Below are 21,452 nucleotides of genomic sequence, written 5' to 3' on the forward strand. Positions count from 1 at the left end.
TTGTTGAAGTGCGGTCGGCGGTCAGGTTCCGGTGGCCCGTTCGGCGGGCCCGGCGGGCGCGGTTCCGCCCGTGCCCGTGCTTCCGCGCCGGGTCAGCGGCCACAGGCCGACGACGATGACGACGGTGCAGACCGCCCAGATCACGGCGTACTTGCCCGCGCTGGAGTAGTTGTCGGTCAGCAGCAGGAACGCGGGGAGCGTCGTCGTCCCCAGCGCGTTGGCGAGGGTCACCCATGCGGTGTAGTCGTTCAGCTCCGCCCGCTTGAGCCCGAGGAGGAGGAAGAACAGGAACCACAGGAAGGACCACGAGAGCCAGATGACCCCGAACGGGTAGTCCTTGACGTCGAAGAAGTTCACCGCCGCGAAGACGATCGCCGAGACGGACACGAACAGCGAGAACCAGCCGACGCCGGTGGAGTCGATGCCGGCGAGGTTGCCGATGCCGACGTAGAGGTAGGTGAAGCCGAACAGGTAGATGCCGGCCGCGAAGCTGATCGCCGCGGTGTCGGTACCCGCCTGGATCAGCAGGATCGTCGGGAACACGACCTGCATCGCGCCCACGAACAGGTTCAGCACGCCCGCGGCCTTCGGGTCGACGCGTCCGAGCAGCATCACCGCGTTGACGAAGAGCACCGCGCCGACGTAGAGCAGGCCCACGCTTGCCATGAGATCCCCCTTAGGGCCGCGGTAGCAGCGCGTGGCGCGGATCGGACGGCGGGGCGGGACGGCGCTCGGCCGGAGGCGCCGCCTTCACCACCTGCGGCTCGTACCGGCTGGCCTCCTGGGCGTCCAGCGCCCGCGTGAGCGAGGCGCCGGGACGGGTGAGCGACGGGGCCGTGAACACGCGGCGGGCGGTGCCGTCGCAGTGGTCGCAGCGCTGCTCGGGGCGTGCCCCGCCCATCGGCAGCGCGACGTCGAAGGGACCGCAGCGCGCGCAGCGGTATTGATAGGTCACCATGACGGGCCTCCCGGCTGCCCATTTGCTTACTTTCTGAAGAAAGTATTTCTTTCGGAAGCATCCGTCAATGATGTGATCCGAGTCTTCCCGATCCGAGGGCGAGAAACCCCGCCGCGGCGAGGATTCGGCACCGCGAGCCTGGAGCGGGTCACGGAGTGCGGGCTGCTGCGGCTTGATGACGTCGTGTTACGGGACGTCGAGTGGTGTCGTGGGCATCGGGAGGTGCGTGCACGAACGTCCCGCGCGCCCCCGGCGGTGCGGATCGGCGCGAGCGGGGGCGCGCGGGACGGGCCGGTCGTTCGGACCCTAAGTACTGTCTACAGGAATAGTTCTAACGTGAATCTTGTGCCGGACGGTCAGCCGACCGGGCTCGGCATGATCGGGAGGGTGATCGAGGACGGGTGCTCGGCGTCGTGGTAGATGGTCTGGTCGGCGACCTTCGTCCTGGTGTCGGTGCCGAACGTGCGGCCGGTGTTCGGGTTGCGGTCGAACATCGGGAAGTTGCTGCTGGAGACCTCCAGCCGGATGCGGTGGCCCGCCTTGAACAGGTTGCTGGTCGGCCACAGCTTGATCGTGTACTTGTAGACCTTCCCGGGACGGATCAGCGACGGGCGCTCCAGGGACACCCGGTACCGGGCCCGCTGGATCCCGTTCCGGACGATCATCGAGCTGCCGTCCGGGTGGACGTCGGTGAGCTTCGCCGTCCAGTCGGTGTCGCGCGCCGACGACGAGGCGTACAGCGTCACCGAGATCGGGCCGGTGACCTCGGTGTCCTTCTGAAGCGGCGGGGTGCTGTAGACGAGGACGTCGCGCCGCTGCTCGATGACCCGCTGGTCCTGGGGCCCGCCGGGCACGGAGCTCTGGAACCGGCCGCCGAAGCTCGGCACCGGGTTCTCCGGGTCGTAGCGGTAGCGGTCGGCCGCCTCCTTAGCGGGGCGGGCGGTGGTGAGCGTGCCGCCGCCGGTCAGCGTGTTCGCGTCGCCGTTGCTGTGCAGGTAGTACGTGGTGTAGTCGGTGCCGGGGATCGGCCAGGCGTCCGCCGTCCGCCACTTGTTCGCGCCCATCACGAAGATCTTCACGGCGGGGTCCCTGTCCACGCCGTTGCGCTCGCCCTTGAGCCAGTGGTCGAACCAGCGGAGCTGGACCTCCTCGATCGAGACGACGGCCTCCGGGCCGAAGTCGAGCGCGCCCGTCCGGCGGCCGGAGCTGCCGTGCGTCCACGGGCCCATCAGCAGCTTCGCGCCCTCCCGGGCGGTCCGGGATCCGCCCTTGGCGCGCATCCCGGCGAAGTTCTCGACCGTCCCGTCGGCGAAGATGTCGTACCAGCCCCCGTAGTTGAGCGACGGGACGGTGACCTGCGAGTGCCGGTCGCGGATGCTCCAGCGCTTCCAGTACGCGTCGTTGCTGGGGTGCTTGACCCAGTCGTAGTAGTACGGGGCGACGCGCTCGTCCTCGGGATACAGCGGCGGCCACTTCTTCAGCGGCAGCGACCAGTACCACTTCCGGAACAGGTCGCGGGACGCCTGGCTCATCTCCGCGCTCAGCCTCGGACCGTCCGGGAGGCGGTCGACGGCACTGTTGGCCAGGGAGAACAGCGGCCAGTCCTGGGTGAACGACTGGTACATCGCGCCGCCCTCGTACGTCCACCCGTCGTAGGCGTCGGCCGAGGTGAACGCCGGGACGATGGTGACCAGGTGCGGCGGGCGGAGGGTCGCCGGGAGCCACTGCGTCAGCCCCGGATAGGAGAACCCGTACATGCCGACCTTGCCGTTAGAGTGCGGCAGCCGCGCCGCCCACTCGATGGTGTCGTAGCCGTCGGTGGCCTCGTCGCGGTAGGGGTAGAACGTGCCGTCCGACTTGTACTGCCCGCGGACGTCCTGCGAGACGACCATGTAGCACGCGGCCGCGTAGAAGTCGGGGTCGGCGTAGAAGATGTTCTCCGCGCGATCCTTGTTGTAGGGCAGCCGTATCAGGATGACCGGGAAGTTCTCCTTCCCCTTCGGGGTGAACACGTTGGAGCGCAGGACGGTGCCGTCCCGCATGGTGGTGGGGACGTCCCGCTGGACGGTGAACTCGCACTTCTCGCCCGCCGCCGCTCCCGCGCCGCCGGCGGCGCTGGCCCCGGGGGCCGCCGCCGCACCGGCCAGCACCACGACCGCCGCCCCGAGCGACAGCCTCCGGACCCGGCCCGCTCCGGCCGGTCTGACCCCTCCGGCTGTTCTGGTGGTACGCCGTCTTGATCTCATCCCGCATCCCTTCGGCCGATCTTCGACGCCGTCGGGCGGAGCATCACATGATCAGGTGACCTGGTCAGGAGGGCCGGGGGACGGCTGCGGCGAACAACCGGGCGGGCGCGTCGAGCATCGGGGGCGGCTGCGGCGAGCGGTCGGGAACGCGCGATGAACCGTGGGATTTGCCGGGATTGTTCCGATCTGTCGGTTGAGCGTGTGACGGGAGAGAAAATTCGGGGCCGAACGACCGTCCGTCGCAGGGATCCGACCGCTCACCGACCGGCCCGCGCCGGTCGGCGCTCCCACGTGCCCATTGACCGACCGCGGCGGCACCGGACTCTATCCGGCTCCAGAACGCCAACTTAATCTTCGATCAATCCGTGATCATCGTGCGCACGCACCCCCGGCAGAAGTAAAGGCGCTGCTGCCGCCGCCGGCCCCCGAGAAACAGATCCGTTCCCCGCTCGTCACGCCACCCGTCCGGACAGAGAGCGTCCGGGCGCATTGCCGTTTTCGGTGGCGTGGCCGACTTCCCGCGATCACGGCGCCGTCCATTCCGTCGGCGGCGCCGTCCATTCCCCCGCGCGAGAGAGAAGGTCGGCATGGAGCCGAAGAAACTCCGATGGCCCGCCATCGCCGCGGCCGTCGCCGCGGCGATGATGTTCACCGCCCCCGCGTCCGAGGCCCGCACCTCACCGCAATCCACGACCCATGCCGAAGCGGCCGAATGCGCGCCGGGCACCACCGTCCAGACCGACAAGGGACCCGTGTGCGGGACGGTCTCCAACGGCGTCGCGTCCTGGCTCGGGATCCGGTACGCCGCCCCTCCGGTCGACGGCCTCCGCTGGGCGCCGCCCCAGCCCGCACCCGCCTGGACCTCGACGTTCCCGGCCACCGAACGCGGCACCAACTGCCCGCAGGCGGACGGTCTCGGCGCCGGGTCGACCAACGAGGACTGCCTGAACCTGAACGTCCGGGCGCCGGAGAACGCCGGTGCCAAGCGGCTGCCGGTCATGGTCCAGATCCACGGCGGCGGCTTCAGGTTCGGGACGCCCGCCGACGGGAGCCACCTCGTCCGGTCCGGGAACGTCATCTCGGTGGAGGTGCATTACCGGCTCGGCATCTTCGGATTCATGGCGCACCGGGACCTGGGCCGCAACTCGGGCAACTACGCGTTCCAGGACCAGCAGGCGGCGCTGCGCTGGGTGCAGCGGAACATCACGAAATTCGGCGGCGACCCGGGCAATGTGACCATTTACGGGGCGTCCGCCGGCGGATCGAGTGTTTGCGCCAACACCGTTTCCCCCACCGCGAAGGGGCTGTTCCACAAGGGGATCTCGCAGAGCGGTGAATACAACTCACTGCTCGGCACCACCAACACTTCCTGGCAGCCGCAGGACTGCAAGTCCGTACTGCCCACCGCGGAGCAGGCGCACCGGACCGGTGACCGTTTCGCGGCGGCCGTCGGCTGCGGCGACGCCGCCGACACCGCCGCCTGCCTGCGCCGGGTGCCGGTGCAGACGCTGCTCGACAAGTCCGGCAACGGGATGGGCCCCGACCAGGGGACGATCGGGCCGATCGTCGACGGCAAGACCCTCACCATGTCGATGGGGCAGGCGTTCGCGACCGGACGCGTCAACGACGTCACGCTCATCCACGGCGTGGACCGCGACGAGACCCAGCTCGCCTCCGCCGACACGCCCGCCGACTACCGGCGGATGGTGCGCGAGCAGTACGGCCGCTACGCCCCCCAGGTGTTCGCCCGATACCCGCTGGACCGCTTCCCCGACCCGTCCGCGTTCATCGCCTACCGGACGATCGTCGCCGACTCCAACTCGGTCTGCCCGTCCCTGCTCAACCACCGGCGGATGTCGCGCCACCTGACCGTGTTCGCCTACCAGTCCGACAACTCCGACGCCCCGCCCGCGAGCTTCCTCGACCAGACCAAGCCGAACGGCGCGTTCCACGTCCTGCTGAACCAGTTCCTGTCGCCCCGTCCGGGCGCGACCCTGTCCCCCAACCAGAAGGCGTTCGGCGCGCAGATCACCGCGCAGTGGACGGGCTTCGCCCACACCGGAAACCCGACCGTGAAGGGCGCGCCCCTGTGGCCGCGCTTCACCAGCCGCGCCCCGGACGTGATGTCCCTCGCCCCGGCGGGCGACAGTGAGCTGACCCGCGAGATCGGACGCCAGCACCACTGCGACTTCTGGGACCGGCTCACCCCCTACAACCGCTGACCACCGATCCCGCTTCGGGTGCCGGCCTTTTCGCCGGCGCCCGAAGCGGCCATCGCCCCTGGTCGCGGGCCTGAATGATCGTTAGAGTGGGAGAGATGCGCTTCGCGATCTCCATTCCGCAGGACCTTCCCGACGGCGGGTTCGACCCGGCCGCGTTCCGCGCCTTCGTGCGGCGGGCCGAGGAGCTCGGGTTCGACGGCGCCTGGACGCAGGAGCAGGTCCTCGGGACGGCGTCCCGGTCGAGCCCGCTCGAAACGATGGTCTACGCCGCCGCGTGCACCGAGCGGATCCGGCTCGGCTGCGCGGTGTTCGTGAGCACCCTGCACAGCCCCGCCCACCTGGCCAAGAGCCTGAGCACGCTCGACCAGCTCAGCCGGGGCCGCGTGGACGTCGGCGTCGGGGTCGGCAACGCCGGCCCCGCGCTCGCGGCGTTCGGCGTCGATCCCGGCAGCCGCGTCGCGCGGTTCACCGAGGGGGTGGAGCTGATGAAGGCGTGCTGGACGCGCCCGCGCATCACCTTCGACGGGCGCTTCTGGCAGCTCGACGGCGCCGCCATGGAGCCCAAGCCGTTCCAGAAGCCCCATCCCCCGTTGTGGTTCGGCGCCCGGCATCCGAACGCGCTGCGGCGCGCCGTCCGGCATGGCGACGGCTTCTTCGGCGCCGGGTCCGCGACGGCCGCGCAGTTCGCCGACCAGATGGACGTCGTGCGGGAGGCGCTCGCGGAGCAGGGGCGCGACCCCGCGAGCTTCCAGATCGCCAAGCGCGTCTACATCGGGGTGGACGACGACGCCGACCGCGCCCGCACCAGGGCGTCCGCCACCCTGCAACGCTTCTACGGGCGGGACGACCTGCTCTCCGTCGCCGTCTTCGGCAGCGCCGCCGAATGCGTCCGGGGAGTGCGCGAGGTGATCGACGCGGGCGCGGAGCTGATCCTTTTCACCCCGCTCTTCGACGACGCCGAGCAGATGGAGCGGCTCGCCGCCGAGGTCATGCCGCAGCTGCACTGACACAGCGGGGCCGGGGAGCCCGCGGCGCGATCGGGCTCCCCGGCACTAGCGCGTTGTCAGCGTGAATGCCTGCGCAGGAATCCGCGCAGGACGGGGTTGTAGATGTCGGGACGTTCCCAGTGCGGGGCGTGCCCGCACTCGTCGGCGACGACCGTCTCCACGTTGCGGAAATGGCTCGCCATGACCCGCTGCACGGACGGCGGGCTGTAGAGGTCGCCGTCGCCCCACAGCAGCAGGGTCGGTACCCGCAGCCGTTCGACGTCGGCCCAGGTGGGGCTCGTGGCGTACGGCTGCCCGACGTCGCTGTGCGAGGCCCGGTCGTGGATCTCCTCCCAGGCGTGCATCCCCTCCGGGTTGAGCGCCCGGTAGGACGGCCCCAGCTCGATGAAGGACGCCGGCATGTCGCCGAAGCCCGTGGGCCGGAGCCGCCGCAGCATGGCGACGTAGTCCGGGTTGGTCACGCTGGTCAGGCTGCCGCTGATCGAGAAGCTGAGGAGCCGCTCCTCATGGGTCAGCGCGAAGTCGAGCGCCACTCCGCCGCCGTAGGCCACGCCGACGAGGTGGAACCGGTCGATGCCGAGGAACTGGAGAAGCGTGTGCAGGTCGTCCGCACCGGTTCCGGGGTTGTCCGGGTCCGGCGCGCTCGACTTGTACTTGCCGCGCATCGAGAAGCCGATGACGCGGTACCCGGCCTTGGCGAAGTAGGGCTGCTGGTAGGGCCAGATCTCGCCGCTGCCGCTCCCCGGGTGCATGAACACGATCGGGGTGCCGCGGCCTCCGGTGTCCCAGTACCAGAGGCGTCCGCCCGGCACCGGGGCGTACCCCTCCCGGGCCGGGACCTGCTCGGGAATGGGAATGATCTTGAGTGGTGGCTGCTTCGCTCCGCCCGCGGCGGCGGCCGTGCCGCCGCCGCCGAACACCGCGCCGCCGGCGGCCAGCACTGTGGCACCTCCCAGCAGTCCTCTGCGCCCGATTCTCGGAACGGACGCTACCCGTTCGGCTCTGTCGTCGTTGGTCGTCATCCAAGACCTCCCAGATCTTGATGTCGGCTGACTTTCCCCGAGTTCTTGGGTGGGAGCTGAGCGGGTTAGGGGGCAGGTGGGGTTACCAGGCGGGAAGCGGGGTCGTCGCGGGATGGTCGGGGCGGTCGCGGGCCGGGCGCACCTCCGGCAGGCGGCCGAGCGCGGCGGCGTACTCCTCGACGAGCAGCGCGACGATCCGCGCGGCCGGGAGGATCGCGTCGACCAGGCCGGCGGACTGGCCCAGCTCGACCTTGCCGCCCGCGACGTCGCCGCCGACCGCCGCGTCCTTCAGGCTGGAGGCGGTGAACTCGGCCCGGCGCAGTTCCAGGTCGGTGCCGGCGTTCTCCAGCTCCGCCATGCGGTCGGCGAAGTCATTGGCGAGGACGCGGATCACGCCGAGGCCGCGGCCCACGGTGCGGGTGTCGCCCGTCCCGGCGGCGAGGACGGCCTCCTTGTAGGCGGGGTGGACGTTCGATTCGGCGCTGGCGAGGAACCTCGTGCCGAACTGCGCCGCGCCCGCGCCGAGCGACAGCGCCGCCGCGAGCCCGGCCCCGTCGGCGAACCCGCCCGACGCGATGATCGGCGTCGCGCGGAACCGCCGCGCCACCGCCCTGACCGTGACCAGCGTGGACACGAGCCCGGGCGGCGGATGGCCCCCGGCCTCGGCGCCGACGACGACGAGGCCGTCGACGCCCGCGTCCACCGCCTTGGCCGCGTGCTCCTCGGTGGACACGACGTGCAGGCAGATCGTCCCGAGGTCCTGGAAGCGCCGCAGGTAGCGTTGCGGGCCGCCCTGGGACGCGATCACGATCGGGACGCGCCTGGCCGCGATCAGGTCCATGACCTCCTCCGCGCCCTTGCGGTACAGGGGCAGGTTCACCGCGTAGGGGCGGTCGGTGCCGGCGGCGACCTCGCGAATGGCACGATCCAGGTCGGGTAGCCGCATCGGCCCGGCGCCGATCACGCCCAGGCCGCCGGCGTTCGACACCGCGAGCGGCAGCGCCGAGCCCGACGACGCCCACGACATGCCCGCCTGGACGATCGGCAGGTCGCAGCCCAGCAGCCGGGTGACCGCCGTCTCGATCCGCGCGCCCTCGGTCATCGGGTCCTGCCCTTCTGGGGGGCGACGCCCAGACCCCCGGGTGGTCGGGCCGAGGATCCTCGCTCCGCTCCGGTCATCGGACCCTGCCCTTCCGGGGGGCGACCCCCAGACCCCCGGGTGGTCGGGCCGATGATCCTCGCTCCGCTCCGGTCATCGGACCCTCCCCCCGTCGAGCAGGCGCCGGGCGTGTTCGGCGAGATGCCGTTTCTGCACTTTCGAGCTGGCCGTCATGCCGAACTCCTCGAAGCCCGCGACCACCCGGACGTGGTGCGGCACCTTGAAGCGGGCGAGGCGCTCGCGCGCCCAGGCGATGATCTCCGCCGGCTCGGCCGTGCAGCCCGCCGCGAGGACGACGAACGCGAACGGCACCTCGATCAGGCGCTCGTCCGGGACGCCGACGACCGCCGCCTGCTTGATCTTGGGATGGCCGTGCAGGACGTCCTCCACCTCGGTGGGCGCGACGTTCTCGCCGCCGACGCGGATCAGCTCCTTGGCCCGCCCGACGAACTCGAGACGGCCGTCGGCCCCGAGCCTGCCGAGGTCGCCGGTGCGCAGCCAGCCGTCCGGGGACAGCGCCTCCGCGGTCTCGGCGGGCATGGCGTAGTAGCCGCGCATCACGTTCCAGCCCCGGACGAAGATCTCACCGACGTCCCCGGCCGGGAGGTCGCGCCCGGTCTCGGGGTCGTGGATGCGGACCTCGACGCCGGGTTCGGGCAGCATCCGGCCGCTCGCGCGGACGTCCTCGGGCTCCCACCAGGCCGACTGCGCCACGTTCGGCGACGCCTCCGACAGCCCGTAGCCGACGACGCACTCGGCCGCGCCGAGCTCGTCGATGATCCGCCGGACGACGGCGGGCGACGCCGCCGCCCACGCGCCCCGGAGGGCGAGCCGCCGCTTGGCACGGTCCGGGTGGTTCAGGAGCATCAGCGCGATGGTGTCGTTGCCGGAGAAGTGCGTGCAGCGCTCCTCCTCGATCAGCCGCAGCGCCTCCCCGGCCTCGAACCGGTCCATGGTCACGACCGTGGCGGCGTGCTGGACGCAGGCCAGCACGGTCAGGGTGCTGCCCGCGGCGTGGAAGAACGGGCGTGCGCTGTGGAACCGGTCTCCGGCGCGCAGCCCAAGCCGCTCACCGGAGAAGAACGCGTCGCCGCACATGTTGAGCTGGGTCAGCAGCACGCCCTTCGGGTGGGACGTCGTCCCGGACGTGTACTGGATCAGCAGCACGTCATCGGGCGTCCCGCACGGCTCGACCGGGCCGCCGGCGGCGCCCGCCCTGAAGTCCTCCCAGGATCGGGCGGCGGCGGGGACGTCCGAGCCGAGGACCACCACGGACCGCAGGTCGGGAAGGTCGGTGCCCGGCAGCCCGGCGTCCACGGCGGGGCAGATCTCGCGCAGCATGGCGACGAAGTCGATGTTCAGGAACCGGTCGGCGACGAACAGCAGCGAGGACCGCGACTGCCGCAGCGCGTACGCGATCTCCGGCGGGCGCCACCGGGTGTTGATCGGGACGGTCACCGCCCCCAGCGACCCGATCGCGAGGAACAGCACGACCCATTCCGGGCTATTGCCCAGGCAGACGGCCACATGGTCGCCGCGCCGGACGCCCGCCGCCGACAGCGCGGCACGGACGGCGGCGACCTCCGCGTCCAGCGCGCCGTAGGTGATGCGGCCGTGCGAGGCGACGACCGCCTCGACGTCCGGCGCGATGGTCGCGGCCCGGCGCAGCGCCTCGTGGACGGTCAGCGGGCACACCCCGTCCGGCGCGCCATGCCTCGGCTCCATCGGTCAGCTCCCCTCCTGCGCCGCCGCGCGGCTCCGGCTCTCGCGCATGGTGGTGGCGAAGTCCTCGACGCCGCCGCGCCAGCCGCCGTCCGCGAGGCAGCGCTCGATCGCCGCCATCTCGATCCGGATGCCCTTGGGCAGGTCGGTCTCCGAGCCGAGGTCGATCGCCTGCTTGGTCAGCGACATCGCCAGCCGGGGCGCGCTCGCGATCGTCGCGGCGATCTGCTCGCCGACCGCCAGCAGCTCGGCGGCGGGCACCGTCCGCGCGACCAGGCCCACGGCGGCGGCCTCGTCGACCGGCATCGTCCGGGCCGTGAACAGCAGTTCCTTCGCGCGGCGCTTGCCGATGACGCGCTGCAGCCGCTGCGTGGCGCCGACCGTGCCCCAGTGCGGCTCGGGGAACCGGAAGGTCGTGTCGTCGGCGGCGACGACGAAGTCGCACGACATGGCGATCTCGCCGCCCGAGCCGACGACCGCGCCGTGCACCAGCGCGACCACCGGCTTCGAGCACCGCTCGATGGCCTCGTAGGCGGCGAACGAGGCGAGGCGGCGGCGCCGGACCCAGGCCTCGTCGCGGCCCTCGCGCTCCTTGAGGTCGGCCCCGGCGCAGAACGCGGGCCCGTCCGCCCGCAGCAGGACGGCCCCGACGCCGTCGTCGGCGTCCAGGCGCGCGAACGCCTCGCTCAGCCCGTGGCACATGGGGAGGTTCAGCGCGTTGCGCGCGTCCGGCCTGTTGAGCACGACGTGCGCGACACCGTCGTCGGCCTCGTGCACCAGTACCGGGTCTTCGTCGCTCACCGCTAGATGGTCCCTTCTTCGCGTAGCCGGGCCAGCTCGGCCTCGTCCAGGCCGAGCAGCCCGGTCAGCACGGCGTCGGTGTCGGCTCCGAGCAGCGGCGGGACGCCCGGCTCGGGGTATTCGGTCTCGTCCAGGCGCAGCGGGGTCCGCAGGGCGGGGAACCTGCCCTCGGTGGGGTGGTCGAAGTGGCCGATCATGCGCCGGGCGGCGAGGTGCGGGTCGGTGAGCGCCTCGCGCGCGGACTTCACCTCGCCCGCCGGGACGTCGACGGCACGCAGCGCGTCCGCGAGCTCGTCCCGGGTCCGGCGGCCGACGGCGGCGGCGAGCGCGGCCTTCACCCGCTCGCGCTGCGCGAGCCGTCCCTCGTTGGCCGCGAGGTCGGGGTCGGCGGCCAGCTCGTGCAGGCCGAGCACCCCGCACAGCGGGGCCCAGTGCTGGTCGCTGCCGCTGATGTGCAGCCAGCCGCCGTCCGCGCACTGGAACGCCTCCGACGGGACGCGCCCCAGATGCGCGGTTCCGGTGCGTCCAGGGTCTTCGTCGAGGGCGAAGATCCGGGCGGCGGCGAGGGCCAGCAGGCTCGCCTGGACGTCCATCATCGCCAGGTCGACGTGCCCGCCCCGCCCGCTGGCGCGCCGCTCCATGAGCCCGGTCAGCGCGGAGATCACGATCCACAGCCCGGACGTCACGTCGGAGACGGGGATGCCGACCTTGGCGGGCGGCGTGTCCGGGTGGCCGGTCAGCGACATGATCCCGGACAGCGCCTGGAAGACGGTGTCGTAGCCCTTCCGGTCCGCGTAGGGGCCGGACTGCCCGAAGCCGGTGCTGGAGATGTAGACCAGGCCGGGGTTGAGCGCGGCGAGCGTGTCGTAGCCGAGGCCGTGCTTGTCCATGGTGCCGGGCATGAAGTTCTCCACCAGCACGTCGGCGCGGGCGGCGAGGTCGCGGGCGATCTCCTGCCCGCGCGGGGCCCGCAGGTCGAGCGTGACCGACCGCTTGCCCCGGTTGAAGGCGAAGAAGTAGGCGCTCTCGCCGCCAGGCAGCCGCGGCTCGAAGCTGCGGGACTCGTCGCCGCCGCCCGGCCGCTCGATCTTGATCACCTCGGCGCCGAGGTCGGCGAGGACCTGGGTGGCCAGCGGCCCGGCGAGCACGCGGCTGAAGTCGACGACGGTGACGCCCTCCAGGGGCCTCATGAGCCCGCCTCCCGGAACCCCCGCATGATCGTGTTGACGTCGCCGCCGGTCCGCATGGCCTCCGCGAACGGCAGGTCGGCGACGCGGTAGAACAGGTCCTTGGCGGCGGCCATCGCGAGCGGGTTCACCTCCGCCCAGCCGGACGCGATCTCCAGGCCGGCCTTCTCGGCGTCCGCGGGATCGACGACCCGGTTGGCGAGGCCGAGGGCGCCGAGTTCGGCGGCGTCGAGGACGCGTCCGGTGCTGATCAGCTCGAAGGCGAGCTTGCGGCCGAGGTTGCGCTGCAGGCCGGTCATCACGATCGCCGGGACGATCGAGTGCCGCACCTCCGGATAGCCGAACTTCACGTCGGTCGCCGCGACCATCATGTCGCAGCCGATCGCGAGCCCGGCCCCGCCGCCCATGGCCGGGCCCCGCACCACCGAGACGATCGGCTTGGTGAGCTGCTGGAGCATCATCTGCGCGCGGGTCGTCAGCTCGGCGCGGCGGATGACGGCGTGCTGGTCGGCGGGCGTCAGGCCGGCGAACTCCGACAGGTCGGCGCCGGAGCAGAAGCCCCGTCCCGCACCCGTGAGGACGACGGCCCGGACGGCGTCGTCCGCGTCGGCGGCGCGCAGCGCGTCGTACAGGGCCCGGGTGAGCGCGGTGTCCAGCGCGTTGAGCTTGGCCGGACGGTTCAGCCGCAGCACCCGGACCGCGCCGTGGTCCTCGACGATCAGCACCTCGGACTCAGCCACTCTGTGCCACCTCTCCGCCGACCAGGCCCCATCCGGCCCTGGCCACCATGCTGTGCAGCGGGCGTCCGAGCGCCCGCTCGCACCGCTCCGACGCCGCCATGACCTTGCCGAGGTCGAGCCCGGTGGCGACGCCCTCGGACTCCAGCAGGTTCACCAGGTCCTCGGTGCTGACGTTGCCGGTCATGCCGCCGCCGTACTCGATCTGCGCGGGATGCCCGCCTACGCCGCCGAGCGAGCTGTCGAAGTCGCGGCAGCCGGCCTCCAGCGCGGCGACGCAGTTCGCGAGCCCGCTACCGCGCGTGTTGTGGAAATGGGCGACGACCGGCGGCGCGGACCCGCCCGACGGGATCCGGCGGAACATGTTCCTGACGGCGGTCGGGGTCGCCATGCCGGTGGTGTCGCCGAGCGTGATCATGTCGACGCCGAGGTCGGCGAACCGGGCCGCGTCGGCGGCGACCACGCCGGGGTCGACGGCGCCCTCGAAGGGGCAGCCGAACGCCACGGAGATCACGCCGACGAGCCGGAACCGCCCGGCGGCGAGCCGCACCATTTCGGTCACCCGCGCCCACTGCCGTTCCCGGGTGGTGCGCATGTTGCGTTCCGTGTGCGACTCGGTGGCCGACACGAGCAGGCTGAGCTCGGTGGCGCCGTGCCCGGCGTCCAGATCGGCGATGGCGCGTTCCACGGCACGGGGATTCGGACAGGTCGCCTTGTAGGCCACACCGGCGGGACGGGGCAGTCCCGCGAGCACCTCGCTCGCGTCGCGGAAGGCCGGAACGCGCTCTGGGTGGCTGTAGCTGGTCGCTTCGATCCGCGTGAAGCCCGCGTCGGCGAAGGAGCCGATCAGGTCGAGCTTCACCTCCGTCGGGACGTGCGAAGACTCGTGCTGGAGCCCGTCGCGGGCGAAGCACTCGCAGATCGTGGCGCGGTCGGCCATGCGCGTCCGCCTCCTAGGGGAGCGTCGATGTCGTCAGGGCGAACAGGTCGTCACAGCAGGAATATAACCTACTGTTGACAACATCAACACCCGTCCCCGGCGGTGGACCTCCGCGGCGGGGCCGGATCAGCGCTCCGAGCGCTCCAGAGCCTTGGCCAGCGTAGCGAGCTTGCGCAGGGCGGAGTCGAGAACTTCCTGCTCAAGAGGGGTCAGGCAGACGAGGAAGGCGTTGTTGCGCTCGTTGGCGGCGGAGATGAGGCCCCGGTAGAGGGACTGCCCGCTGCGGGTCAGGGTGAGCTGGGTCGTGCGGCCGGGACCCGGCTCCCGTTCGACCAGCCCGGCCGCCGCGAGCTTGGTCGCGACGCGGCTCATCTGGGCCTTGTCCAGGCCGGCCAGCCGGGCCAGCCGGTTGACGGTGAGCGGCTCGTCCGCCCCGAGCAGCGCGATGGTCCGCCACTCCTGGAGGCTGACGCCGAATTCCCGCCGGTAGCGGAGCGCGGCGCTGCGGGAAAGCGCGTTCGCGACCCGGTGCAGCCGGTACGACAGCAACTCCCTTATGGGGATGAGCTCGGTGTCCTCGGCGGCGGGGTCCGCTGAGCGGGACGGTAGGGCGTTCATGCCCCCCACTGTAAGACCGCGCGGCACCGGGCAGGTTCCGCTTGGGCAGGTGTTGACAAACACAACACCCAGGGAGAGACTGGCGCGAAATCGATTACGGTCGGCGTAACAGAAGCCACAGGGAGGTCCGCAACATGTCCGCAGACCCGTCAGCCACACTGCTCATCGACGGCGGGTGGCAATCGGGAGCCGCGACCTTCGACGTGACGGACCCCGCGACGCTCAAAGTCATCGCCAAGGTCGCCGACGCCGGGCCGCAGGAGGCGCTCGCCGCGCTCGCCGCCGCCGACGCCGCCGCCGAGCCGTGGCGGCGGACGACCGCCGAGGAGCGCTCGGCCGCGCTGCGCGCCGGAGCGAACCGCATCCGCGCCGGCGCCGACGCGCTCGCGGCCCTGATGACCAGCGAGAACGGCAAGCCCCTCGGGGAGGCCCGGGGCGAGATCATGGGCTCGGCCCGGATGCTCGAATGGGCCGCCGAGGAGGCGCGCCGCACCAACGGCCGGGTCGCGCCGGACGCCGCCGGCGGCCCCGGGATGGTGCTGCGGTCCCCGGTCGGCCCGGCGCTGGCGATCACGCCGTGGAACTTCCCCGCGAGCATGCTGGTCCGCAAGGTCGGGCTCGCGCTCGCCGCCGGCTGCCCCGTGATCGTCAAGCCCGCGGAGCAGACGCCGCTGGTCGGCACCGAACTGGTCCGGCTGATCGCCGAGGCCGGGGCGCTGCCCGGCGGGGTGCTCCAGTCGCTGACCACGTCCCGTCCGGCGGAGGTGGTGGGCGCGCTGCTCGCCGACCGGCGGCTGCGCAAGGTCAGCTTCACCGGCTCCACCGAAGTGGGACTGAGCCTGCTCGCGTCCACCCGCGACCACCTGCGGCGCACCTCCCTGGAAATGGGCGGCCACTCCCCCGCCATCGTGTTCGACGACGCCGACCTCCCCGCCGCCGCCGCAGCGGCCGCGGCGGCCAAGTTCGCCAACGCCGGGCAGAGCTGCATCGCGATCAACCGGCTGTTCGTGCACCGGTCGGTGCACGACGAGTTCCTCACCCTGCTCCTGGAGAAGGTCGCGGCGCTGCGGCTCGGGCACGGCTCCGCCGAAGGCACCACCACCGGGCCGCTCATCGACTTCGCCGGGCTCGACAAGGTCGAGCGGCATGTCGTCGACGCGGTCAAGCGCGGCGCCGAGGTGCGGGCGGGCGGGCGCCGCTGGGTACCGGACGACCCCGCGCTCACCGGCGCCTTCTACGAGCCGACCGTCCTGACCGGCGCGGACGACACCATGCTGATCAGCACGGAGGAGACGTTCGGCCCCGTCCTGCCCGTCTACGCCTTCGACGATGACGACGAGGCGATCCGGCGGGCCAACACCACCGACTACGGGCTCGCCGCCTACGTCTTCGGGGACGGGCTGGCCCGGGTGTGGCGGGCCGTCGACCGGCTGGACTTCGGCGTGGTGGCGGTGAACGAGGCGTTCCCCGTCCGGCCCGAGCTGCCGTTCGGCGGGATGAAGAACAGCGGCCTGGAACGCGAGGGCGGCAGCGAGGGCATCGATGCCTACCTGGAGTCCAAGTCCGTGGCGATCAAACTCTGAGGCGACACACCAATGGCGACCGAACAGCAGGCGATCGAAAAGCAGGCCACCACGACGCGGCCCAGCGGGCGGGAGCTCGCGGAGCTGGACACGCGGGCGATCATCCACCCGCACAGCGTCATCGGGGCACCGGCCGAGCCGCTGATCCTCGACCGCGGTGAGGGCGCCGTGGTCTGGGACGTCCACGGCAACCCCTACATCGACGGCACCTGCGGCCTGTGGCAGTGCCCGGTCGGCCACGGCCGCGCCGAGCTGGCGCAGGCCGCCGCCGAGCAGATGGCGAAGCTGGAGTTCTACTCGTCCTTCGGGGACTACTCCAACGAGCCGTCCATCCGGCTGGCCGAACGCCTGCTGGAGCTGGCGCCGCCGGCCATGCGCCGGGTCTTCTTCACCAACGGCGGGTCGGAGGGCAACGAGACCGCGATCAAGCTGGCGCGGCTCGCCCACCACCATGCCGGACGGCCCGAGCGCTTCGTGATCCTCGCGCGCACCGGCGGTTACCACGGGATGGGCGGCGGCTCGCTCGCCGCGACCGGCATCGACCGGCTGCGCGCGGGCTACGGCCCGCTGATGCCGGGGATCGAGTTCCTCGCCAAGCCGCACGCCCTGCGCGGCGCCGACGTCACCGACGCGCTGATCGCCGAGCTGGAGGAGCGGATCGAGCGGATCGGCCCGGACCGGATCGCCGCGTTCGTCGGGGAGCCGGTGCTCGGCGTCGGCGGCATGGTGCCGCCCCCGCCCGGCTACTGGCCGCGGGTGCAGGAGGTGCTGCGCCGCCACGACATCCTGCTGATCCTGGACGAGGTCGTCACCGCGTTCGGCCGGATCGGCCACTGGTTCGGCTGCGAGCGCTACGGCGTCGAACCGGACATCATCGTCACTGCTAAGGGCCTGTCCAGCGGGTATATCCCCATGGGCGCGGTCCTCGCGGGCGAGCGCGTGCTGGACCTGGCCGACGGCGCCTCGTTCCTGCACGGGTTCACCTACAACGGCCACCCGGTCGGCGCCGCGGTGGCCCTCGCGAACATCGGGATCCTGGAGCGCGAGGGGCTTCTGGAACGTGCCGAAACGCTCGGCCAGAGGCTGCTCGACGCGCTGAAGCCGCTGGAACGGCTGGACCACGTCCTGGAAGTGCGCGGCGTCGGAATGATGCTCGGCGTCCAGCTGGACCCATCGGCCGACGCGGCCGGAGTCCAGGCGGGCGCACGCGCCGACGGCGTGATCGTCCGGGCGTCCGGCGACACCATCGTCCTCTCACCGCCCCTGGTGATCGACGAAACACAGCTGGACACGCTCGCCCGTGTCCTGACCAAGCACGTCGCGGCGGCCTGACGGGGCAGGACACGCGAGGCCCGTACACGACCTGCGGAGGAAATCGTGCGGCTCAACATCAACAAGACGGGCAGAACGGCGAGATTCGCGGCCGCCGCCCTCGCCGTGACCCTGGCGGGCGCGGCCTGCAGCATCGGCAATGCCGGCGACGACGACGGCAACTCGCTGACGTTCGTCTCCACGGGCGCGCCGTTCCAGGACTACCAGGCGGAGGCGTGGCAGAAGCCCTTCACCGCCGAGACCGGGGTGAAGTTCCGCAACGACGGCCCGGTCGACGAGGCGAAGATGAAGACGATGGTCGAGGCCAAGAAGGTGACCTGGGACGTCGTCGACACCAGCGCCGCCGCGACCGCGCAGTACTGCGGCAAGTACCTGGAGAAGCTCGACTTCTCGATCATCGACAAGACCAAGTTCCCGCCGGGGACGGTCAACGACTGCGGCGTGCCCGCGTTCTTCTACAGCACGATCTTCATGTACAGCACGGAGAAGTTCGGCTCGAACCCGCCGACCACCATCGCCGACTTCTTCGACGTGAAGAAGTACCCCGGCAAGCGGGTCGTCCCGCCGGAGATCTCGGTCGGCCTGCTGGAGGCCGCGCTGCTGGGCGACGGCGTCCCGCAGGACAAGCTCTACCCGCTGGACCTGGACCGGGCCTTCAAGAAGCTCGACCAGATCAAGAAGGTCACCACGTTCGCCAAGACCTACGGGCAGATGCAGCAGATGATGGTCGACAAGCAGATCGACATGGGCCTGATGCTCAACGCCCGCGCCTACCAGGCGCTCAAGGCAGGCGCCCCGTTCAAGCCCGTCTGGGACAAGACGATCGTGAACTGGGACGACCTGGTGATCCCCAAGGGCTCGAAGAACAAGGCGAACGCGATGAAGTTCATCGCGTCGGCGTCCGGGGACCAGCAGTCGGCGAAGATGGCGGAGCTGGCGTCGGTGCTGCCGATCAAGGACACCATCCAGCCGAAGTTCGACCAGTACCAGCAGCAGCTCAACGCGTACGCGCCGGAGCGCAAGGACAGCATCGTGCGGTCCGACTCCGTCTGGTGGGGCCAGAACTTCGACCGGGTCACCGAGCGCTACACGGCCTGGCTCTCCGGGTGATCAGCCGATGAGCGCCCCGACCACCACCCCGGCGTCGCCGGCCGCCCCCGCGGCCGGCCTCGCCGGGCGGCCCCGGCGGCGGATGGCGGGCTGGTTCATCCTGCCCGCCACCGCGCTGCTGCTGGTGTTCTTCTGCTACCCGCTCGGCAACATCATCTGGCGCAGCTTCACCGACCCGTCCGCCGGGCTGGGCAACTACACCAAGCTGCTGGACGACGGCGTCTCCGTCACCGTGCTGACCCGGACGCTCGTCACCGCGCTGATCGTCGGCGTCTGCACGCTCGTCATCGCCTACCCGTACGCGTACGCGATGACGAGGGTCAGGCCGCGCACCCGGAACCTGATGACGGTGGTGGTCCTGCTGCCGTTCTGGACGTCGATGATGGCCCGCAACTTCGCCTGGTACATGCTGGAGCAGCGCGGCGGCCTCATCGACGACGCGTTCTCCGCGATCGGCATCGACGGCGTCGTCCTGCTCGGCTCGGTCGCCGGGGTGGCGGTCGCGATGGTGCAGGTCATGCTGCCGTTCGCGGTGCTGCCGCTCTACAGCGGGATGGAGGGCATCGACAAGCGGCTGCTGGACGCGGCGACCAGCCTCGGCGCGCCGCGCTGGCGGGCGTTCGCCCGGGTGTACCTGCCGCTGTCGCTGCCCGCCGTGCTGTCGGGGTTCACGCTGGTGTTCATCCTGACGCTCGGGTTCTACGTGACCCCGGCGCTGCTGGGCTCGCCGCAGCAGTCGCTCGTCCCGCAGCTGATCGCGACGCGGGTGACCGACCTGCTCGACTTCGGCGGCGCGGGCGCGCTCGGCTCGGTGCTGCTGGCGATCACGCTGCTGGCGCTGTTCGTGGTGTCGAGGTTCGCCAACCTCTCGTCGACGACCGAGAAGGCGGTGACCAATGAGTGAGCAGACCCTTTCGAAGAGCGGCGTGCGGGCCGGGCGGGACGGCGGTCTCGGCTGGGGCCTGAAGATCGTCGTCGGGCTGATCGGGCTGCTGCTGATCGCGCCGACCGCCGTCGTCATCCCGATGAGCTTCTCCTCGGGGACGACGTTCCAGTTCCCGCCGGAGGGCTGGTCGCTGCGCTGGTACGAGTCGTTCTTCACCTCCGAGCGGTGGATGCGCTCGCTGCTGACGTCCGTGCAGATCGGGCTGCTCGTGGCGGTGACGGCGACCGTCCTGGGCGTCGCGGTGGCCTTCGGGCTGAACCGGACGCGCTTCCGGGGGCGCGGCGCGATCCGCTCGCTGATGCTGGCGCCGCTGATCGTGCCGAGCATCGTGGTCGCCGTCGCGATCTACGGCGTGTTCCTGAAGTGGCAGCTCAACGGCACCGCCCTCGGGTACGTCGTCGCGCACACCGTGATGGCGCTGCCGTTCGTGGTGACGGTCATGTCGACCAGCCTCGCCGGCTACGACCGGACGCTCGACACCGCCGCCGCGACGCTCGGCGCCACCCCCTGGAAGACGTTCTTCCGGATCACCGTCCCGCTCGTCGCGCCGGGCGTGCTGTCGGGGTTCGTGTTCGCGTTCGTCATGTCGCTGGACGAGGTCGTCATCGCGCTGTTCCTGCAGACGCCCGACATCCAGACGCTGCCCGTCCAGATGTACAACTCGATCACGCTGGAGATCGACCCCACCATCGCCGCGGCGTCCAGCCTGATGGTGGTGGCGACCAGCGTCGTCCTGCTGATGCCGCAGTTCGTTCGCCGCAAGCGGAGCACATCATGAGCCATTCCGACAGCAACAGCAGCAGCCCCGGGATCCGGATCGCGGGCGTCTCGAAGGTCTACTCGGGCACGTCCCGGGCGGCCGTGGACAACGTCTCGCTCGACATCGCGGACGGCGAGTTCATCACCCTGCTGGGCCCGTCGGGGTCGGGCAAGACGACGATGCTGTCGATGCTCGCCGGGTTCGTGTCGGTGTCCGCCGGGACGATCGAGATCGACGGCCGGGACGTGTCGCGGCAGAAGCCGCACAAGCGGGACCTCGGCGTGGTGTTCCAGCAGTACGCGCTGTTCCCGCACATGACCGTCAAGAAGAACATCGCGTTCCCGCTCCAGCAGCGGAAGATGACCAAGGCGCAGATCGCCGCGAAGGTCGGCGAGGCGCTGAAGCTCGTGCACCTGGAGGAGTACGCGGACCGGCTGCCGAGCCAGCTGTCGGGCGGGCAGCAGCAGCGCGTCGCGCTCGCCCGCGCCGTCGTGTACCACCCGCGCGCCCTGCTGATGGACGAGCCGCTCGGCGCCCTGGACCGCAAGCTCCGCGACGAGCTGCAGCGCGAGATCGCCAGGATGCACCGGGAACTGGGCATGACGTTCATCTTCGTCACCCACGACCAGCATGAGGCGCTCACCCTCTCCGACCGGATCGCGGTGTTCAACGAGGGCCGGGTCGAGCAGGTCGGCACGCCGTCCGAGCTGTACGAGCGGCCGGAGACGCTGTTCGTGGCGCAGTTCCTGGGCGAGTCGACGTGTTTCCGCGGCGACGACGGGGTCACCGTCGTCCGTCCGGAGCGGCTCGACCTGCACACCGACGCGGCCGCCGTGCCGGACGGGCACAACCGGGTGCGCGCCACCGTCACCGAGATCGTCTACGTCGGCAACCACCACCAGGTGGGGCTGCGGTTCGCGGACGGCACGACCGGCTCGGCCATGCGCGTCGCGGGCCGGTCGCTGCCGGCGGTGCCCGGCGAGGAGGTCACGGTGAGCTGGGACCCCGAGCACCAGTCGATCGTGGCCGACCCCGCCGACGAGCCGCCGCCGTCCGAGCCCGCCGCCGCGCCGCCCCTGGGCGCCACCGCCCGCGCCTGACC

19 protein-coding genes are annotated in these 21,452 nt (G+C 71.5%); 8 read left to right on the plus strand and 11 right to left on the minus strand.

Features of this window, described 5'->3' with window-relative positions; genetic code table 11:
* Positions 1 to 21 precede the first annotated feature (21 nt).
* The 3 genes from ACH34S_RS00885 to ACH34S_RS00895 all read right to left on the minus strand — a co-directional run bounded on the left by ACH34S_RS00885 (position 22) and on the right by ACH34S_RS00895 (position 3,204).
* Positions 22 to 666 (minus strand): AmiS/UreI family transporter, encoded by a 645-nt coding sequence (locus tag ACH34S_RS00885; RefSeq protein WP_395950397.1) that lies wholly within the window; start codon positions 664 to 666, stop codon positions 22 to 24.
* A gap of 10 nt (positions 667 to 676) precedes the next feature.
* On the minus strand, positions 677 to 958 hold the full coding sequence (locus ACH34S_RS00890; RefSeq protein ID WP_395950398.1) for a zinc ribbon domain-containing protein: 282 nt from the start codon (positions 956 to 958) through the stop codon (positions 677 to 679).
* 356 nt (positions 959 to 1,314) lie between these two features.
* Positions 1,315 to 3,204, minus strand: a complete 1,890-nt coding sequence (locus tag ACH34S_RS00895; RefSeq protein ID WP_395950399.1) for a CocE/NonD family hydrolase — start codon at positions 3,202 to 3,204, stop codon at positions 1,315 to 1,317.
* A gap of 587 nt (positions 3,205 to 3,791) precedes the next feature.
* Here ACH34S_RS00895 and ACH34S_RS00900 point away from each other — a divergent pair.
* Both ACH34S_RS00900 and ACH34S_RS00905 read left to right on the plus strand, forming a co-directional pair.
* On the plus strand, positions 3,792 to 5,426 hold the full coding sequence (locus ACH34S_RS00900) for a carboxylesterase/lipase family protein (RefSeq protein ID WP_395950400.1): 1,635 nt from the start codon (positions 3,792 to 3,794) through the stop codon (positions 5,424 to 5,426).
* A gap of 95 nt (positions 5,427 to 5,521) precedes the next feature.
* Positions 5,522 to 6,433 (plus strand): LLM class flavin-dependent oxidoreductase, encoded by a 912-nt coding sequence (locus ACH34S_RS00905; RefSeq protein WP_395950401.1) that lies wholly within the window; start codon positions 5,522 to 5,524, stop codon positions 6,431 to 6,433.
* Positions 6,434 to 6,489: 56 nt separating this feature from the next.
* Here the strand turns inward: ACH34S_RS00905 and ACH34S_RS00910 are convergent, their stop codons facing one another.
* The 8 genes from ACH34S_RS00910 to ACH34S_RS00945 form a co-directional block, all read right to left on the minus strand.
* Positions 6,490 to 7,374, minus strand: coding sequence for an alpha/beta fold hydrolase (locus ACH34S_RS00910; RefSeq protein ID WP_395950402.1), 885 nt, complete (start codon positions 7,372 to 7,374; stop codon positions 6,490 to 6,492).
* A 163-nt stretch (positions 7,375 to 7,537) separates the two neighbouring features.
* The gene (locus tag ACH34S_RS00915) at positions 7,538 to 8,557 is read right to left on the minus strand and encodes an NAD(P)H-dependent flavin oxidoreductase (protein ID WP_395950403.1); all 1,020 of its coding nucleotides are present in this window, start codon (positions 8,555 to 8,557) and stop codon (positions 7,538 to 7,540) included.
* 150 nt (positions 8,558 to 8,707) lie between these two features.
* The gene (locus ACH34S_RS00920) at positions 8,708 to 10,339 is read right to left on the minus strand and encodes an AMP-binding protein (RefSeq protein WP_395950404.1); all 1,632 of its coding nucleotides are present in this window, start codon (positions 10,337 to 10,339) and stop codon (positions 8,708 to 8,710) included.
* Between the two features lie 3 nt (positions 10,340 to 10,342).
* Positions 10,343 to 11,137, minus strand: coding sequence for an enoyl-CoA hydratase/isomerase family protein (locus tag ACH34S_RS00925; protein WP_395950405.1), 795 nt, complete (start codon positions 11,135 to 11,137; stop codon positions 10,343 to 10,345).
* Positions 11,138 to 11,139: 2 nt separating this feature from the next.
* Entirely contained in the window at positions 11,140 to 12,327 is a 1,188-nt protein-coding gene (locus tag ACH34S_RS00930) for a CaiB/BaiF CoA transferase family protein (RefSeq protein ID WP_395950406.1), read from the minus strand.
* A complete protein-coding gene (locus ACH34S_RS00935) occupies positions 12,324 to 13,064 on the minus strand; it encodes an enoyl-CoA hydratase/isomerase family protein (protein WP_395950407.1) in 741 nt (246 codons plus the stop codon). The genes ACH34S_RS00930 and ACH34S_RS00935 overlap by 4 nt, the downstream gene beginning before the upstream one ends.
* Positions 13,057 to 14,001 carry a hydroxymethylglutaryl-CoA lyase gene (locus tag ACH34S_RS00940; protein WP_395950408.1) on the minus strand — a complete coding sequence of 315 codons (945 nt, stop codon included), beginning with the start codon at positions 13,999 to 14,001 and terminating at the stop codon, positions 13,057 to 13,059. Before ACH34S_RS00940 ends, ACH34S_RS00935 begins: the two co-directional genes overlap by 8 nt.
* A 126-nt stretch (positions 14,002 to 14,127) precedes the next feature.
* Complete coding sequence (locus ACH34S_RS00945) at positions 14,128 to 14,619, minus strand: MarR family winged helix-turn-helix transcriptional regulator (RefSeq protein WP_132171485.1); 492 nt, start codon at positions 14,617 to 14,619, stop codon at positions 14,128 to 14,130.
* Positions 14,620 to 14,753: 134 nt separating this feature from the next.
* Here ACH34S_RS00945 and ACH34S_RS00950 point away from each other — a divergent pair, with 134 nt between their 5' ends.
* Genes ACH34S_RS00950 through ACH34S_RS00975 form a run of 6 tightly spaced genes read left to right on the plus strand, consistent with a single transcriptional unit; the run spans position 14,754 to position 21,450 of the window.
* On the plus strand, positions 14,754 to 16,202 hold the full coding sequence (locus ACH34S_RS00950) for an NAD-dependent succinate-semialdehyde dehydrogenase (protein WP_395950409.1): 1,449 nt from the start codon (positions 14,754 to 14,756) through the stop codon (positions 16,200 to 16,202).
* Between the two features lie 12 nt (positions 16,203 to 16,214).
* A complete protein-coding gene (locus tag ACH34S_RS00955; RefSeq protein ID WP_395950410.1) occupies positions 16,215 to 17,534 on the plus strand; it encodes an aspartate aminotransferase family protein in 1,320 nt (439 codons plus the stop codon).
* 45 nt (positions 17,535 to 17,579) lie between these two features.
* A complete protein-coding gene (locus ACH34S_RS00960; protein ID WP_395950411.1) occupies positions 17,580 to 18,644 on the plus strand; it encodes an ABC transporter substrate-binding protein in 1,065 nt (354 codons plus the stop codon).
* A 7-nt stretch (positions 18,645 to 18,651) separates the two neighbouring features.
* Complete coding sequence (locus ACH34S_RS00965; protein WP_395950412.1) at positions 18,652 to 19,548, plus strand: ABC transporter permease; 897 nt, start codon at positions 18,652 to 18,654, stop codon at positions 19,546 to 19,548.
* Positions 19,541 to 20,368 carry an ABC transporter permease gene (locus tag ACH34S_RS00970; protein WP_395950413.1) on the plus strand — a complete coding sequence of 276 codons (828 nt, stop codon included), beginning with the start codon at positions 19,541 to 19,543 and terminating at the stop codon, positions 20,366 to 20,368. The genes ACH34S_RS00965 and ACH34S_RS00970 overlap by 8 nt, the downstream gene beginning before the upstream one ends.
* Positions 20,365 to 21,450 (plus strand): ABC transporter ATP-binding protein, encoded by a 1,086-nt coding sequence (locus ACH34S_RS00975; protein WP_395950414.1) that lies wholly within the window; start codon positions 20,365 to 20,367, stop codon positions 21,448 to 21,450. The genes ACH34S_RS00970 and ACH34S_RS00975 overlap by 4 nt, the downstream gene beginning before the upstream one ends.
* The last annotated feature ends 2 nt before the right edge of the window (positions 21,451 to 21,452 follow it).

It is taken from the genome of Actinomadura sp. 3N508, assembly GCF_044326375.1.
In the GTDB taxonomy this organism is placed as follows: domain Bacteria; phylum Actinomycetota; class Actinomycetes; order Streptosporangiales; family Streptosporangiaceae; genus Spirillospora.